Source organism: Diaphorobacter sp. ED-3 (genome assembly GCF_027625375.1).
In the GTDB taxonomy this organism is placed as follows: domain Bacteria; phylum Pseudomonadota; class Gammaproteobacteria; order Burkholderiales; family Burkholderiaceae_C; genus Diaphorobacter; species Diaphorobacter nitroreducens.
In genome coordinates this window covers 3,512,180-3,528,253 of sequence record NZ_CP115182.1, presented here as the reverse complement: position 1 = coordinate 3,528,253, position 16,074 = coordinate 3,512,180, and the positions used below count along the sequence as shown (strand labels likewise).

General features: G+C 67.6%; 11 protein-coding genes, 1 pseudogene and 1 riboswitch. Of the genes and pseudogenes, 10 read left to right on the top strand and 2 right to left on the bottom strand.

The features are described from left to right. Positions 1–85 precede the first annotated feature (85 nt). The 6 genes from murG (at position 86) to ftsZ (ending at position 7,179) form a co-directional block, all read left to right on the top strand. Positions 86–1,285, top strand: a complete 1,200-nt coding sequence (murG, locus tag PCQ86_RS17090; RefSeq protein ID WP_123676128.1) for an undecaprenyldiphospho-muramoylpentapeptide beta-N-acetylglucosaminyltransferase — start codon at positions 86–88, stop codon at positions 1,283–1,285. Beyond that, positions 1,282–2,715 (top strand): UDP-N-acetylmuramate--L-alanine ligase, encoded by a 1,434-nt coding sequence (gene murC / locus PCQ86_RS17085; RefSeq protein ID WP_270174288.1) that lies wholly within the window; start codon positions 1,282–1,284, stop codon positions 2,713–2,715. The genes murG and murC overlap by 4 nt, the downstream gene beginning before the upstream one ends. Continuing rightward, positions 2,712–3,710, top strand: coding sequence for a D-alanine--D-alanine ligase (locus PCQ86_RS17080; protein WP_270174287.1), 999 nt, complete (start codon positions 2,712–2,714; stop codon positions 3,708–3,710). The genes murC and PCQ86_RS17080 overlap by 4 nt, the downstream gene beginning before the upstream one ends. Further along, a complete protein-coding gene (locus PCQ86_RS17075) occupies positions 3,707–4,540 on the top strand; it encodes a cell division protein FtsQ/DivIB (RefSeq protein ID WP_015914260.1) in 834 nt (277 codons plus the stop codon). Before PCQ86_RS17080 ends, PCQ86_RS17075 begins: the two co-directional genes overlap by 4 nt. A 17-nt stretch (positions 4,541–4,557) precedes the next feature. After that, positions 4,558–5,787: a cell division protein FtsA gene (ftsA, locus tag PCQ86_RS17070; protein WP_015914259.1), complete on the top strand. Its 1,230-nt coding sequence runs from the start codon at positions 4,558–4,560 to the stop codon at positions 5,785–5,787. A gap of 162 nt (positions 5,788–5,949) precedes the next feature. Continuing rightward, positions 5,950–7,179, top strand: coding sequence for a cell division protein FtsZ (gene ftsZ, locus PCQ86_RS17065; RefSeq protein WP_011806759.1), 1,230 nt, complete (start codon positions 5,950–5,952; stop codon positions 7,177–7,179). Between the two features lie 141 nt (positions 7,180–7,320). Here the strand turns inward: ftsZ and PCQ86_RS17060 are convergent, their stop codons facing one another. Next, positions 7,321–9,060: a methyl-accepting chemotaxis protein gene (locus tag PCQ86_RS17060; protein ID WP_270174286.1), complete on the bottom strand. Its 1,740-nt coding sequence runs from the start codon at positions 9,058–9,060 to the stop codon at positions 7,321–7,323. A gap of 220 nt (positions 9,061–9,280) precedes the next feature. Here PCQ86_RS17060 and lpxC point away from each other — a divergent pair, with 220 nt between their 5' ends. From lpxC to thiC, 3 genes are all read left to right on the top strand, one after another. Next, positions 9,281–10,204, top strand: a complete 924-nt coding sequence (gene lpxC, locus PCQ86_RS17055) for a UDP-3-O-acyl-N-acetylglucosamine deacetylase (RefSeq protein ID WP_015914257.1) — start codon at positions 9,281–9,283, stop codon at positions 10,202–10,204. A gap of 18 nt (positions 10,205–10,222) precedes the next feature. After that, positions 10,223–10,399: a hypothetical protein gene (locus PCQ86_RS17050; protein WP_011806756.1), complete on the top strand. Its 177-nt coding sequence runs from the start codon at positions 10,223–10,225 to the stop codon at positions 10,397–10,399. A 33-nt stretch (positions 10,400–10,432) separates the two neighbouring features. After that, positions 10,433–10,542: riboswitch (TPP riboswitch) on the top strand. A 101-nt stretch (positions 10,543–10,643) separates the two neighbouring features. Beyond that, positions 10,644–12,488 (top strand): phosphomethylpyrimidine synthase ThiC, encoded by a 1,845-nt coding sequence (gene thiC / locus PCQ86_RS17045; RefSeq protein WP_270174285.1) that lies wholly within the window; start codon positions 10,644–10,646, stop codon positions 12,486–12,488. Between the two features lie 51 nt (positions 12,489–12,539). Here the strand turns inward: thiC and PCQ86_RS17040 are convergent, their stop codons facing one another. Further along, a complete protein-coding gene (locus PCQ86_RS17040) occupies positions 12,540–14,165 on the bottom strand; it encodes a methyl-accepting chemotaxis protein (RefSeq protein ID WP_270174284.1) in 1,626 nt (541 codons plus the stop codon). A gap of 254 nt (positions 14,166–14,419) precedes the next feature. On the opposite strand from PCQ86_RS17040, the pseudogene PCQ86_RS17035 reads away from it, so the two are divergent. Beyond that, positions 14,420–16,071: pseudogene (locus PCQ86_RS17035) on the top strand (methyl-accepting chemotaxis protein). Positions 16,072–16,074 lie beyond the last annotated feature (3 nt).

The window sequence follows — 16,074 nt, the reverse complement described above, 5'->3', positions numbered from 1 at the left end:
TTTACCGCCCCGGGCTTGTGGCAGTGCGTCGGTACTGCCGGCTTGCCATGCCCCTGCGCGCGCGCCGCGCACCAGGAGCGCCGACATGACGTCACGTTTCGGCCACAGCCAGCACCCCCGCCGTGGGCGATCCGCGCGCGCGCGGGCCGGACGGCGCGAGGGCGTTCAGTCCAATTTTCCCGCGACGCAGGTCCTGGAGCGCTCTGCGCACTCCCTTCCCGCGCGCCAACGCACGGCGCTGGTCATGGCCGGTGGCACGGGCGGACATATCTTTCCTGGGCTGGCACTGGCCGAGGCGCTGCGCGAACGTGGCTGGCAGGTGCATTGGCTGGGCACGCCCGGCAGCATGGAAGAGCGCCTGGTGCCGCCGCGCGGTTTCGCGTTCGAGGCCATCGACTTCTCCGGCGTGCGCGGCAAGGGCCTGAAGACACTGCTGGCCTTGCCACTGCGGCTGGCACGCGCATGCCTGCAGGCGCGCGCGGTCGTGCGCCGGCTGCAGCCGGACGTGGTGATCGGCCTGGGCGGGTACGTCACCTTCCCTGGCGGCATTGCCGCGCGCCTGGCGCGCAAGCCGCTGCTGCTGCACGAGCAGAACTCAGTGCCCGGCATGGCCAACAAGCTGCTGTCGCGGCTGGCCACGCGGGTCTACACGGCCTTTCCCAATGTGCTGCCCGATGCGCAGTGGGTGGGCAACCCCATGCGGCGCGCCTTCACGCGCCAGCCCCGTCCCGAGCGGCGCCTTGCCGGGCGCGAAGGTCCGCTGCGCCTGCTGGTGGTGGGCGGCAGTCTGGGCGCCAAGGCGCTCAACGACATCGTGCCCCAGGCGCTGGCATGGATCCATGAGCAGGACCGACCCATCGTCACCCACCAGAGCGGAGAGTCCCAGATCGAGGCGCTGCGCCGCAGCTACGCGGCGGCGGGCGTCGAGGCCACGCTCACGCCGTTCATCGAGGACACCGCAGCCGCGTTCGCCGAAGCGGACCTGGTGCTGTGCCGCGCGGGCGCCAGCACGGTGACGGAGATTGCGGCCGTGGGGGCTGCGGCGGTGTTCGTGCCATTCCCGCACGCGGTGGACGACCACCAGACCACCAACGCGCAGTACCTGGTGAAGGTGGGCGGGGGCTGGCTGGTGCAGCAGGCCGACCTGACCGCCCACGGCCTGGCCGAGATGCTGCAGAACATGAAGCGCCAGGATCTGCTGGCCAAGGCGCAAAAGGCACGCACGATGCGAAAGATCAACGCAACCCGCGACATCGTCGCGGCATGTGAAAGGCTGGCACGATGAAGCAGGCCATTCGCCACATCCACTTCGTCGGCATCGGCGGCTCCGGCATGTGCGGCATTGCCGAGGTGTTGCACAACCTGGGCTATGTGGTTTCCGGCTCCGACCTGGCCGACAGCCCCACGCTGCGCCGCCTGCAGTCACTGGGCGTGGCCACCCATGTGGGCCACGCGGCGGCGCACATCGCTGGTGCGGACGCCGTCGTGACCTCCACCGCTGTGCAGGCTGACAACCCCGAGGTGCTGGCCGCACGTGAGCGCAAGATTCCCGTGGTGCCGCGCGCGTTGATGCTGACCGAGCTGATGCGCCTGCGCAAGGGCATCGCCATTGCCGGCGCACACGGCAAGACCACCACCACCAGCCTGGTGGCCAGCGTGCTGGGGGAGGCGGGGCTGGACCCGACCTTCGTGATCGGCGGGCGGCTGAACAGCGCGGGCACCAATGCCAAGCTGGGCCAGGGCGAGTACATCGTGGTCGAGGCCGACGAGTCGGATGGCTCGTTCCTCAACCTGCTGCCCGTGATGGCGGTGGTCACCAACATCGATGCCGATCACATGGAGACCTACGGCCACGACTTCGGCCGGCTCAAGCAGGCGTTCGTGGACTTCCTGCACCGCATGCCGTTTTACGGCACGGCCATCCTGTGCATCGACAACCCGGCGGTGCGCGACATCCTGCCGCTGGTGACCTGCCCGGTGACGAGCTACGGCCTGTCCGAAGATGCCGAGGTGCGCGCCGTGGATCTGCGTGCCGTGGGCACGCAGATGCATTTCACCGTGCAGCGACGCAACGGCGTGACGCTGCCGGACCTGCAGGTCGTGCTCAACCTGGCCGGCGAGCACAACGTGCTCAACGCCCTGGCGGTGATCGCCGTGGCGGCCGAGCTGAACGTGCCCGACGAGGCCCTGCTGCGCGCACTCGCTGGTTTCACCGGGGTGGGGCGGCGCTTCCAGCGCCACGGCGACCTGCCCGCGCAGGGTGGGGGGCACTTCACGCTCATCGAGGACTACGGGCACCACCCGGTGGAGATGGCGGCCACGCTTGCGGCCGCGCGCGGGGCGTATCCGGGGCGGCGCCTGGTGCTGGCCTTCCAGCCGCACCGCTACAGCCGCACGCGCGACTGCTTCGAGGACTTCGTCAAGGTGCTGGGCACAGCCGACGCGGTGCTGCTGACCGAGGTCTATGCCGCGGGCGAGGCGCCCATCGTGGCGGCCGACGGCCGGTCGCTGGCACGCGCACTGCGCGTGGCCGGGACGGTGGAGCCGGTGTTCATCGACAACGTGGCCGACATGCCGCAGCGCATTGCCGCGGGCGCCCGGGATGGTGATGTGGTGCTGTGCATGGGGGCGGGCTCGATCGGTGGCGTACCCGCCAAGGTGGTTGATTTGCTGCAAAAAAATGAGCTGCTAGCGCAGGAAGGACGGGCGCAATGAGCCAAAACGACCCCAAGATTGATGTGAAGGCGCTGGGCAAAGTGGCTGTGCTCATGGGGGGCACGTCGGCCGAGCGTGAGGTGTCGCTGATGTCTGGCGGCGGCGTGCTGCAGGCGCTGCGCTCGCGCGGCGTGGACGCGCATGCGTTCGACCCCGCGCACAGTGATCTGTCGGAGCTCAAGGCCCACGGCTACAGCCGCTGCTTCATCGCGCTGCACGGCCGCCATGGCGAGGACGGTACGGTGCAGGGCGCGCTGGAGCTGCTGGGCATTCCGTACACCGGTCCCGGCGTGATGGCGTCCAGCATCGCCATGGACAAGATCATGACCAAGCGCATCTGGCGCGCGGACGGCCTGCCCACGCCAGACTGGCGCCTGGTGTCCAGCAGTGCGGAGACGGCCCAGGCCTTCCAGGAGCTGGGCGCGCCGATGATCGTCAAGCCCTCGCGCGAGGGCTCCACCATCGGCCTGACCAAGGTCACTTCGCTGGGGCAGTGCGAACAGGCGTATCGGCTGGCCGCGCAGCATGACCCCGAGGTGCTGTGCGAGCAGTTCATCGATGGTGACGAGACCACCTGTCCCATACTGGGCCAAGGCGCCGAGGCGCGCGCGCTGCCGGTGATCCGCATCGAGGCGCCCCAGGGCAACTACGACTACCAGAACAAGTACTTCACCGACGTCACGCAGTACCACTGCCCGAGCGGCCTGCCCGAGGCCGAGGAGCGCGAGATCCAGCGCATCGTCGTGCAGGCTTACCGTACGCTGGGTTGCCGCGGCTGGGCGCGCGCCGACATCATGATCCGCGCGAGCGACCGCAAGCCCTTCCTGCTGGAAATCAACACCTCGCCCGGCATGACCGGCCACTCGCTGGTGCCGATGTCGGCCAATGCCAGCGGCGTCAGCTACCCCGATCTGTGCCTGCGCATCCTGGCGAGCGCGTCGCTGGACGCGCTGCAGGGCCGGGCCGGTGCGGCAGGAGGACGGGAGCCGGTATGAACAACACGCTGCCCGCACCGCTGGACGTTCGCCTCATGAACATGACCGCCACGGTCCTGTTCCTGGGCTGCGCCCTGGCCGTGCTGGCGGTGGGCGGGGGCTGGCTGCTGCGCCATCCCGCGTTCTCGATCGGGCGCATCGTGGTGGAGGGCGACCTCGTGCACACCAGCGCGTTGAGCCTGCGTGCCAACGTTGCGCCGCAACTCGTGGGCAACTTCTTCACCATCGACCTGCAGGCCGCGCGCCGCGCCTTCGAGCAGGTGCCCTGGGTGCGGCAGGCATATGTGCGCCGCGAGTTCCCCAGTGGATTGCGCGTGCAGCTGCAGGAGCACGACGTGGTCGCCTACTGGGGCGCCGAAGGCAGTGACACCCTGGTCAATAGCCGGGGCGAGGTCTTTGAAGCCGACGCGGGCGACCTGGAGCAAGACAACCTGCCGCGCCTGATGGGCACGCCCGAGCGCTCCGCGGAGTTGCTGCAGATGTACCGCCAGCTGGCCCCCGCGTTGGCGCCGCTGGGTTCCGGCATCGACTCGTTGCAGCTCACGGGGAATGGAGGCTGGCGGGTCACGCTGGACAGCGGTGCGGTGCTGGAGCTGGGGAGTGGCTCGACGCAATTGCTGATGCAGCGCGTGTCGCGCTTGGTGCACACGCTGCCGGACGTGGCGCAGCGGCAGGGGCGTCGTGTGGATGCGCTGGAGTACGCCGACTTGCGGCATGAAAGCGGCTATGCGCTGCGCCTGCGCGGCGTCACCACCGTGAGTACGGATGCACAGAAGGCGGCTGCGCTGCGCGCGGCGTCGCGTGCGCGCAGGGCGGGGCAGAACAACTGAGGGCAGGACAGAGAACTATGGCAAGAGAATACAAAGACGTGGTCGTGGGGCTGGACATCGGCACCGCCAAGGTCATGGCAGTCGTCGCTGAAGTGCTGCCCGGGGGCGAGCTGAAGCTGGCCGGCCTGGGCGTAGCCCCCAGCAATGGCTTGAAGCGCGGCGTGGTGGTGAACATCGACGCCACGGTGCAGAGCATCCAGCAGGCGCTGAAGGAGGCCGAGTTGATGGCCGACTGCAAGATCCAGCGCGTCTATACCGGCATCACGGGCAGCCATATCCGCGGCCTCAACTCCAGCGGCATGGTGGCCGTGAAGGACAAGGAGGTCACGCCGGCGGACGTGGCGCGCGTGGTGGAGACGGCCAAGGCCATCAACATCTCCAGCGACCAGCGGCTGCTGCTGGTGGAGCCGCAGGAGTTCGTGATCGACGGGCAGGATGTCAAAGAGCCCATCGGCATGAGCGGCATCCGCCTGGAGGCCAAGATCCACATCGTGACCGGCGCGCAGAGCGCGGCCGAGAACATCATCAAGTGCGTGCGCCGCTGCGGCCTGGAAGTGGAGCAGCTGATGCTGAACCCGCTGGCGAGCAGCCAGGCCGTCCTTACCGATGACGAGCGCGAACTGGGCGTGGCCGTGGTGGACATTGGCGCGGGCACCACCGATGTGGCCATCTTCACCGGGGGGGCGATCCGCCACACGGCGGTGATCCCGATCGCGGGCGACCTGATCACCAGCGATATCGCGATGGCGCTGCGCACACCCACCAAGGACGCCGAGGACATCAAGGTGGAGAGCGGCTATGCCAAGCAGTTGCTCGCCGACCCTGAGGCGCAGGTCGAGGTGCCGGGCCTGGGCGACCGCAGCCCGCGCATGCTGTCCAAGCAGGCGCTGGCGGGTGTGATCGAACCGCGCGTGGAGGAGATCTTCTCGCTGGTGCAGCAGGTGATCCGCGAGTCCGGGTATGAGGAGGTGCTGTCCTCGGGCATCGTGATCACGGGCGGCAGCTCCGTCATGCCGGGCATGGTGGAGCTGGGCGAGGACATCTTCCTCAAGCCCGTGCGCCGCGGCATCCCGAAGTACTCCAGCGCGCTGGCCGACATGATTGCCCAGCCGCGCGCCGCCACGGTCATGGGCCTGCTGGAAGAGGCGCGCCTGGCGCGCCTGCGCGGCTTCAAGGTGGCAGCCAAGAGCGGGTCGGTGAAGACCGCATTTGGCCGGTTCAAGGACTTCATCGTGGGGAACTTCTGACATGACCTTTCCCCCGCTCTGGATGGCACGCGCCAGTCCGCCGCCGCGGCGCCGCGGGCGATGGCGAAGTACCGCGCCTCCGCCCGACGGCAATGACCGTCCCCTAACAAACACCAACCTACGGCAATTGCAAATCACAACCCAAGTTTCAGGAGCACCATCATGACCATCGAAATGATCGAGTCCGAAGAGTTCAACCAGGGCACGCAGATCAAGGTGATCGGTGTCGGCGGGGGCGGCGGCAACGCCGTCGAGCACATGATCTCGCGCAACGTGCAGGGCGTGGAGTTCGTCACGGCCAACACCGACGCGCAGGCGCTCACCCGCAGCACGGCGCATCGCACCATCCAACTGGGCGCAAGCGGCTTGGGCGCGGGCAGCAAGCCCGACAAGGGCCGCGAGGCCGCCGAGGCTGCGCAGGAGGACATCCGGCAGGCCATCCAGGGCTCGCACATGCTGTTCATTACCGCCGGCATGGGCGGCGGCACGGGCACGGGCGCTGCGCCCGTGATCGCGCGCGTGGCCAAGGAGATGGGCATCCTCACGGTGGGCGTGGTCACCAAGCCCTTCGACTGGGAGGGCGGGCGCCGCATGAAGAACGCCGACGATGGGCTGGCCGAGCTCGAAGCCAACGTTGATTCGCTGATCGTCGTGCTCAACGAGAAGCTGCTGGAGGTGCTGGGCGATGACATCACCCAGGAAGAAGCCTTCGCGCACGCCAACGATGTGCTCAAGAACGCGGTCGGCGGTATCGCCGAGATCATCAACGAGTACGGCCAGGTGAACGTGGACTTCGAGGACGTGCGCACCGTGATGGGTGAACCCGGCAAGGCGATGATGGGCACGGCCACGGCCAGCGGCCCGGATCGCGCGCGCATCGCGGCCGAACAGGCGATTGCCTGCCCGCTGCTCGAAGGTATCGACCTGTCGGGCGCCAAGGGCGTGCTGGTGCTGGTCACTGCAAGCAAGGGCAGCCTCAAGCTGGCCGAATCGCGGCTGGCAATGAACACCATCAACGCCTACGCCTCGCCGGACGCGCATGTGATCTTCGGCGCGGCATACGACGACACGCTGGGTGACGAGATCCGCGTGACCGTGGTGGCCACGGGCCTGTCGCGCCAGAACGCGCGCCGCCAGCCCATGCAGGTGGTGCAGGGCAGCCTGCGCACCGGCACGGACAACGTGGCGTACCAGATGCCGATGGCCGGCGCAGCGGTCGGAGTTTCCGCCGGCATGGTGGGCGGTGCGGCCCAGGCCGACTACGGCAGCATGGCCGTGCCGAGCGTCTGGCGCACCAACCGTTCCGTGGCCACGGCGCGCGTGGATGCGCTGTCTTCGGGCGGCATGGATGAACTGGAGATTCCGGCCTTCCTGCGCAAGCAGGCGGACTGAAGCTCCACCGGCGCCACGACCAAGGTGCCTGAATGAAAAAGCCGCTGGCGTGCCAGCGGCTTTTTCATGTGCGGTCGCTCATCCGCATGACGTGCGCTACACGGCGCGCGCTGGCGCCTGCGGGCGCCGCACGGATCGGCGTCAGAACGATTCCCAGTCGCCGTCGTCCGGGCCGGCGCCGGGCGCCTTGGCGGGCTTGGCCTGTAGCGCGGGTGCCGCGGGAGTGGACAGAGTGCGAGGTGCGCTTGCGGCCGGGCGCGCCGCGGGGGGTGCAGCACGCGTGGGCGCCGTGGCGGGGCGGGGCCGCTGTACCTCGCCTGCCTGCACGCGGAACAGCGCCACCACGTCCGTCAGCTTCATGGCCTGCTCGCGCAGGCTGGCCGCCGCGGCGGTGGATTCCTCCACCAGCGCGGAGTTCTGCTGCGTCATCTGGTCAAGCTGGTGCATGGCGGTGCTGACCTGGGCAATGCCCTGGCTTTGCTCGGAGGTGGCGGCGCGCACTTCGCCAATGATGTCCGTCACCCGCTGAACGCTGCTGACGATCTCGGTCATGGTGCTGCCGGCGCTGTCCACCAGTGTCGTGCCGGAGCGGACCTTTTCCACCGAATCGTTGATCAACGCCTTGATTTCCTTGGCGGCTTGCGCACTGCGCTGCGCGAGTGTGCGGACTTCTCCGGCCACCACGGCAAAGCCCCGGCCTTGTTCGCCGGCGCGCGCGGCCTCCACGGCAGCGTTGAGCGCCAGGATGTTGGTCTGGAAGGCGATACCGTCGATCACGCCGATGATGTCGCTGATCTTGCCGCTGCTGGCGTTGATGCCTTCCATGGTGCTCACCACCTGGGATACCACGTCCCCGCCGCGTGCCGCCACCTGCGCGGCCGATGCGGCCAATTGGTTGGCGGTCTGGGTGGCGTCGGAGGTCTGGCGCACCGTGCTGGAGAGCTCTTCCATGCTGCTGGCCGTGGCCTGCAGGTTGCTGGCCGTGTCCTCGGTGCGATGGGCCAGGTCGTTGTTGCCCTGCGCGATCTCACTGGCCGCGGTGGCAATGCTGTCTGAGGCGCTGCGCACCTCAACCACGAGGCGGCGCAGCGAGGCCACCATCTGCGACAGCCCATCCATCAGCGATCCTGCGGGCGCGGGAGGGATGGCGGTGTCCAGATGGCCCTGCGCGACTTCCGACATGACGCTCATGGCGTGGGCAGGTTCGCCGCCGATCTGGCGCACCACCGAGCGGAACACCGCAAAACCGACCACTCCCACGGCAAGGGTGACGAGCGCGACCACCAGCAGGTCGGTCAGCAGCGCCTGGCGCACTGCGGCATTGATATCGTCGGTGTACAGGCCGGAGCCCACCATCCAGTTCCATCCATCGATGCGCACGGCGTATTGCAGCTTGGGTGCGAGCGTCTGCTCGCCAGGGCGCATGAACCTGGCAGAGACATACGCCTTGCCATCCTTGCTGCGCTGCAGTGCGTCCGTGATCTGCTTGAGCAGGTCGTTGCCATCGCCGTCCTTGAGCTTGCCGGCCATGTCCTGGCCTTCCCACTCGGGCTTGATGGGGTGCATCACGCCGCGGCTGTCCATGGTCCAGATGTAGAAATACTCGGTCTTGCCTTCCGCACCGCCGTAGCGCGACAGGCGCAGGGATTCCTTGGCGGCCTTCTGCGCGTCCTCTACGCTCATCGCGCCCTTGTCGGCCGCTTCCTTGTAAGCGGCGACGATGCTGTGCGCCGTCTGCACGGCGGTGGTCAGGGTTTCCTTGCGGGCGTCGATGATGAGCTTGCGCTCCTGCAGCAACGACAGGGTCGACATCACGATCAGCGCGAGCAGCGCCGTTCCCAGCATGGCAAGAATCTTCATCTTGAGGCTGAGCTTGGTCATGGGGGGCTTTCTCCGAAATTCGCCAAAATGGCGAGTTTTGTAAACATTTATTAACATAATTACCTCATTTGTTCCAATTTTGTTCGGCGACGCGCTCGTTGTCCGTATGTCAGCGCTTCTGCAGATCGACGCGCAGCGCAGGCGGCAGAACGTTTCGCTGCTATCAACGTCATAGAAAAGGGGTACTGCCGGCCCGTGTCTGGCGGCCTAGAATCGGCGGATGCTTCAGCAACGCACCATCAAGACCCTGACCCGCGCCGTGGGCGTAGGCCTGCACAGCGGCCAGCGGGTCGAGTTGACGTTGCGCCCGGCACAGCCGGACACGGGGATCGTGTTCCGCCGCGTGGATCTGCCGGAGCCGGTGGACATTCCCATTACCGCCACGGCCGTCGTGGATACGCGCATGGCCTCGACCATTGGCGCCGGCGGTGCGAAGGTGCATACCGTGGAGCACCTCATGTCGGCCTGCGCAGGGCTGGGGCTGGACAACCTCTACATCGACATCACGGCGGAGGAGGTGCCGATCCTCGACGGATCGTCCGCTTCCTTCGTGTTCCTGCTGCAAAGCGCGGGGGTGGAGTTGCAGAACGCGCCCAAGCGCTTCATACGGGTCAAGCGCCCCGTGGAAGTGCGTGAAGGCACGGGCCAGCAGCTCAAGTGGGCGCGGCTGGAGCCCTACCATGGCTTCAAGCTGCGCTTCGACATCGACTTCGCCCACCCCGCCGTGGACTCCACCGGGCAGAGCGCGGAGTTCGATCTGGGCGAAGGCAACTACGCGCGCGACATTGCGCGCGCCCGCACCTTCGGCTTCACGAAGGACGTGGAGATGCTGCGCTCCAGCGGCCTGGCGCTGGGTGGCGGGCTGGACAACGCCATCGTCATGGACGACTACAAGGTGCTCAACGCCGATGGTCTGCGCTACGACGCCGAGTTCGCCCGCCACAAGATCCTCGATGCCATGGGTGACCTGTACCTCGTTGGCAAGCCGCTGCTGGCGGCCTATAGCGCCTTCCGCTCGGGCCACGCCATGAACAACCTGCTGTTGCGCGAACTGCTGGCCCACGAGGATGCGTGGGAGATCGTGACCTTCGAGAATGAGCGCCAGGCGCCCGCAGGTTTCACACAGCCGGTGCGTGCCTGGTAATGGACGGGGGACGCGTGCATGTTGATCTTCCGATGGGCTGTCCTTCTGCTGCTGCTGGCTGCCGGCGTGTCGTTTGCCTTTTTTGCCGCTACGGGACAGCAGCGCTACAAGCGTTTTGGACTGGTCATCGTCAAATGGACCGTGATCGCGGCGTCCATGTTCTTCCTGGTGCTGATCCTCGAGCGTCTGCTGTAAGGCACCTTGCTGGCGGTCAAGTCGCCTATACTCGGCCCCGCTCCGGGGTGCACGTAACGGCGTGCTGAGATGGCGGACCTGACCGCCGGAACCGCGAACTTGATCTGGTTCATGCCAGCGTAAGAAGAGCTGCAGTCGGATAGGGGGGAACGGGTACACCCGCAAGAAGGGTCGTGCTCCGTCCGTCCATCCGATCGATAGCGGAGCAATTCCATCCATCCCGCCGATGAAGGAGCTGCCCGCCATGAATGCCCCCGACAAGTTCGCCAGCCTGCTTGCGCTCACGCGCGAACCCTTTCCCGCTTCCACCAAGTCCTACCTCGCCGGCAGCCAGCCCGGGCTGCGCGTGCCGGTGCGCGACATTCAGCTCACCAACGGCGAAGTGGTGAGCGTGTACGACACGTCCGGCCCCTATACCGATCCTGCCGTGCAGATCGACGTGCGCAAGGGCCTTGCGAGCGTGCGGGGCGAATGGATTGCCGCGCGCGGTGACACCGAGGGCTATGAGGGTCGCGTGCGCAAGGCGCTGGACGACGGCCAGAAGGCCGAGGATGGCGACCGCCTGGCCCAGCTGCGCGCCGAGGCTGCGGCGCTGCAGCGCCAGCCGCTGCGCGCCAGGAGCGGCGCCAACGTCACGCAGATGCACTACGCGAAGAAGGGCATCGTCACTCCCGAGATGGAATACGTGGCCTTGCGCGAGAACGGTCGCCGTGAGTGGATGCAGCAATACATGCAGGACGCCGCGCGCGAGCAGCGCCTGGCCGGCAACCCGCTGGGTGCGAGCATCCCGAAAATCATCACGCCCGAGTTCGTGCGCGACGAGGTCGCCCGTGGCCGCGCCATCATTCCCGCCAACATCAACCACCCCGAAGTGGAGCCCATGGCCATCGGGCGCAACTTCAAGGTGAAGATCAACGCCAACATCGGCAACTCCGCCGTCACGTCGAGCATCGAGGAAGAGGTGGAGAAGCTCGTCTGGGCCATCCGCTGGGGCGCCGACAACGTGATGGACTTGTCCACCGGCAAGAACATCCACACCACGCGCGACTGGATCGTGCGCAACTCGCCCGTGCCCATCGGCACGGTGCCTATCTACCAGGCGCTGGAAAAGGTCGGCGGCATTGCCGAGGACCTGACCTGGGAGATCTTCCGCGACACGCTGGTCGAGCAGGCCGAGCAGGGCGTGGACTATTTCACCATCCACGCGGGCGTGCGCCTGGCCTACATCCAGCTCACCGCCGCGCGCCGCACGGGCATCGTGTCCCGTGGCGGCTCCATCATGGCCAAGTGGTGCATGGCGCACCACAAGGAGAGCTTCCTCTACACGCACTTCGAGGACATCTGCGACATCATGAAGGCGTACGACGTGTCGTTCAGCCTGGGCGATGGCCTGCGCCCCGGCTGCGCCTCGGACGCCAACGACGAAGCCCAGTTTGCCGAGCTGCACACGCTGGGCGAGCTGACGCAGATTGCCTGGAAGCACGACGTGCAGACCATGATCGAAGGCCCCGGCCACGTGCCCATGCACATGATCCAGGCCAACATGACGGAGCAGCTCAAGACCTGCCACGAGGCGCCGTTCTACACCCTGGGCCCGCTGACCATCGACATCGCCCCCGGCTACGACCACATCGCCAGCGCCATCGGTGCCGCCATGATCGGCTGGATGGGCACGGCCATGCTGTGCTACGTGACCCCGAAGGAGCACCTGGGCCTGCCCGACCGCGACGATGTCAAGCAGGGCATCATTGCCTACAAGATTGCCGCGCACGCGGCCGACGTGGCCAAGGGCCACCCGGGCGCCCGCGCGCGTGACGATGCGCTCAGCCAGGCGCGGTTCGACTTCCGCTGGCAGGACCAGTTCAACCTGGGCCTGGACCCCGATACGGCCAAGGAATACCACGACGAGACCCTGCCCAAGGACAGCGCCAAGGTGGCGCACTTCTGCTCCATGTGCGGGCCGAAGTTCTGCTCGATGAAGATCACGCAGGAAGTGCGCGAATTCGCCCAACAGGGCCTGCAGTCCAAGGCCGAGGAGTTCAACCGCACGGGCGGCGAGCTCTACGTGCCCATCCACCGCGCCGACTGACCCGCGCAAAGCCGCCGGCCTGCCATGCCAGGCCGGCTCCAAGTGGCCGTATCAGGCCGCGGCCAGCAGCCGGGTGGGCATGGGCGACGGCAGTGCGTGCGCCAGTTCACCCGGCAGGCGAAAGCGGCTGACCTGCGCCGCCAGCTCATGGGCCTGGCCGCGCAAGCTCTCGGTGGCGGCCGCGGACTCTTCCACGAGGGCCGCGTTCTGCTGGGTCATCTGGTCCAGCCGCGACAGGGCCGAGTGGATGGAGAGGATGTCCTGCTGCTGCGCATGGTGGCTGGAGCGTATGTCGGCCATCGTGCGCGCGGCGTCCTGGATGGCCGCCACCACCTGCGCCATGGTTCGCCCCGCATCAGCGGCCAGGGTGGCGCCGGCATCCACCTGCTGCACGGATGCCTGGATCAATGCCTTGATCTCGCGCGCGGCCTCGGCCGAGCGGTTCGCCAGGCTGCGCACTTCGCTGGCCACCACCGCGAAACCGCGGCCCTGTTCACCGGCACGTGCGGCTTCCACCGCGGCGTTCAACGCCAGGATGTTGGTCTGGAACGCGATCGAGTCGATCATGCCCGTGATGTCGCCGATCTGGTGCGCGCTGTGGGCCACTTGCTGCATGGTCTGCTCCATGCGCGTCACCACGTTGCTGCCTTCGTGCGCGGTGGCTGCCGCCTGTGCGGCGCGTGCCTCGGCATGCTCGGCGGTCTCGGCCGATTGTTGAACGGCGCGTGTCACATGCTCCAGCGCGGCGGCCGTTTCCTGCAGGCTGGCTGCGGCCTCCTCGGTGCGGGTGGACAGGTGGGCGTTGCCGTTGGCCATCTCGGACGAAGCCGTGTGCAGGCTGTGCACGGAGGTGCTCACCTGTCCGGCAAGGCTGCGCAGCGCGGACTGCATGACCGACAGGGACGTTAGCATGTGCCCGGTTTCATCCCGGTCGTGGCCCACGATGTCCTGGCGCAGGTCCAGCCCCGCAACACGCTGCGCGGTGTCGCTGGCCAGTGCAATGGGCTGCGTGATGCTGCGCACCAGCCACAGCGCGAGCAGGGTGCCCAGCACCAGGGACAGGCTGCCGAACGCCAGCAGCGACCAGCGCGCCTGCTGGCTCCAGCCGCCCACGGCCAGGGCGGCCGTGTCGATGGACTGGCGCTGCGACTGCGTGAGCGCATCCAGCGACCCCAGCAATGCCTGGGACGCGGGCAGGAAGCGTTCGCCATACACCTGCTGAATGCGTGACGTGAGGCCGAAGTCGCGTGCCTGCACCAGTGCGGCCTGGGCCTCGTGGAAGTCGGCGGCCCGCGCCTTCACGCGGGACAGCAGTTCCTCGTCGGCTGTGCCGGCCAGCCGCTGCGCCAGGGTGGCTACCAGCCTGTCGTACTGCTGCTGCGTAGCGGCAATGTCGGCGCCGATGGCTTGCCCCACCTCGGGTTCTGAACTCAAGGCCACGGCCTTGTAGCGCTCGGCATTGATGGCCTGCAGCCGATAGGCGTCGGCCACCAGTCGTTCGTTGGCCACGCTGTGCTGAACCATGTCGTCCGTCGACTGGCCGATGTGCCGCAGCGACCACACGCCGATGGCCGAGCCGACCAGACTCAGCGCCAGCACCGTCATGAACAGGCCCAGCAGCCGGCGACCCAGCGGGCCGATGGAAAGAGAGCGGGTAGGGGAAGAAGAGAAGGACATGCGCGTGTTCGGGGTGACCAAAGCCTTAGGGCCGAACCGCACTATGGACAAAGATTGTGACAATATGTTTTCTAGGCATGCCTTGCCGCGCTGCCTAAGCCCCATCTCACCAGAGACAACGGGACCGTGATTACCCTGCCTTGGGATTGAGCGCTTGCAACATACAGTTGCATTCCGGTCCGCCCACGAGGCGGTATCTCTGCCATGGCGTGGAACTTGCACACGCCGGTCATCATGTTCAGCAAAGGAATGCCATGAGGGTTCTGGGGCAGCTTTCCATTCGCGCGCGGCTGTATTTCGCCACGACTTTTTCCCTGGTCCTGCTGACTGCAGTGGGCGCTCTGGGCTACGTTGCGCTCGACCGCTCGCGCAGCACGCTGCAAGAGCTGTTCGCGCGCCAGGTGCAGACGCTCACCGACATGGCCGAACTTCGCACCGGCTTGGGGCACCTGCGCCGCGCCGAGAAGGACATCATCATCAACTTCAACAACGCCGTGGAGGTGCAGGCGCTGCGTGAGGGCTGGAGCCGCCAATTGGATGCGCTGCGCAAGAGCATGGCGCAGGTGCGCGAGGTGCAGGCCGGCAACGTGGAATTCACCGGCGCACTGGACAAAGCGCTGGCCGAGGTCGGGCAGTACGAAGGCGGGCTCGTGCCGATCTTCGACCAGATCGAGCGCGCCCTGCTTGATGGCGCGGGCGCGGGGGCGTATGCCGAGCGTTTCAAGGCCCACATGGACACCACCGATGCCCTGCTGGCCAGCCTGGCCACGCAGGCGCGCGGCCACATGGAAGAGGCGCGCGCCGCCCTGGACCAGCGCACCGCCACCATGTCCATGCTGATTGCTGCAGCCGTGCTGTTGGGGTTGGCGGTGCTGGTGCCGCTGACGTTGTTCAGCGTGCGTTCCATCACGCAATCGCTGGAGCAGGCGCGCGCGCTGGCCGAGCGCATTGCCGCGGGCGACCTGTCGCATGCGGTGCAGTCCCGCCAGCGTGACGAGATCGGCAGCCTCGTCGCTGCCATGGGCCGCATGCAGGATGCGCTGCGCACCCTGGTGGGCCAGGTGCAGCAGGCTGCGGGCAGCATCGCCACGGCCAGTGCGAGATCGCCCTGGGCAACCAGGACCTGAGCCAGCGCACCGAGCAGACCGCCGCCAGCCTGCAGCAGACCGCCTCGTCCATGGAGTTGCTCACCGGCACGGTGCAGCACAGTGCCGAATCGTCCCGCCAGGCCAGCGGGCTCGCGGCCAACGCGGCCGAGGTGGCGGTGCGCGGCGGCGCGGTGGTTGCGCAGGTGGTGCAGACGATGGGCGAGATTTCCGACAGCTCGCGGCGCATCGGCGACATCACGGGCGTGATCGACTCCATCGCGTTCCAGACCAACATCCTGGCACTCAATGCCGCCGTGGAGGCCGCGCGCGCCGGTGAACAGGGCCGGGGCTTTGCCGTCGTGGCCAGCGAGGTGCGCAGCCTGGCGCAACGCAGCGCCGACGCCGCCAAGGAAATCAAGGCGCTGATCGGCGCCTCCGTCGAGCGGGTGGAGGGCGGCTCGCGCCTGGTGGCGCAGGCGGGCGAGACCATGACCGAGATCGTGGCCAGCGTGCGCCGGGTTTCCGACATCGTGGCCGAGATCACCAGCGCGGCCGCCGAGCAGGCGGGCAGCATTGGCCAGGTAGGCCAATCGGTCAGCCACCTGGATCAGATGACGCAGCAGAACGCCGCGCTGGTGGAAGAGTCCGCAGCCGCGTCGCAGTCGCTGCGCGACCAGGCGGGCCGACTGACCGAGGCGGTCAGCCGCTTCAAGCTGCAGGGCGGCGCGCCGCAGCCGGGGGCCGTGGCGTTGGCGCGCGCAACCGCCGGGCGGGAAATGGCGGAGAAGGACGTTGGCTTGCCCGCGCTTGCTGCGTAGGGA

Excerpts from the sequence above, each read along its gene's own strand:
- ftsZ (WP_011806759.1), top strand. The coding sequence starts at position 5,950 with ATGACCATCGAAATGATCGAGTCCGAAGAGTTCAACCAGGGCACGCAG.
- lpxC (WP_015914257.1), top strand. The coding sequence starts at position 9,281 with ATGCTTCAGCAACGCACCATCAAGACCCTGACCCGCGCCGTGGGCGTA.
- PCQ86_RS17060 (WP_270174286.1), bottom strand. The coding sequence starts at position 9,060 with ATGACCAAGCTCAGCCTCAAGATGAAGATTCTTGCCATGCTGGGAACG.
- murG (WP_123676128.1), top strand. The coding sequence starts at position 86 with ATGACGTCACGTTTCGGCCACAGCCAGCACCCCCGCCGTGGGCGATCC.
- ftsA (WP_015914259.1), top strand. The coding sequence starts at position 4,558 with ATGGCAAGAGAATACAAAGACGTGGTCGTGGGGCTGGACATCGGCACC.
- thiC (WP_270174285.1), top strand. The coding sequence starts at position 10,644 with ATGAATGCCCCCGACAAGTTCGCCAGCCTGCTTGCGCTCACGCGCGAA.
- PCQ86_RS17040 (WP_270174284.1), bottom strand. The coding sequence starts at position 14,165 with ATGTCCTTCTCTTCTTCCCCTACCCGCTCTCTTTCCATCGGCCCGCTG.
- PCQ86_RS17080 (WP_270174287.1), top strand. The coding sequence starts at position 2,712 with ATGAGCCAAAACGACCCCAAGATTGATGTGAAGGCGCTGGGCAAAGTG.
- PCQ86_RS17050 (WP_011806756.1), top strand. The coding sequence starts at position 10,223 with ATGTTGATCTTCCGATGGGCTGTCCTTCTGCTGCTGCTGGCTGCCGGC.
- murC (WP_270174288.1), top strand. The coding sequence starts at position 1,282 with ATGAAGCAGGCCATTCGCCACATCCACTTCGTCGGCATCGGCGGCTCC.
- PCQ86_RS17075 (WP_015914260.1), top strand. The coding sequence starts at position 3,707 with ATGAACAACACGCTGCCCGCACCGCTGGACGTTCGCCTCATGAACATG.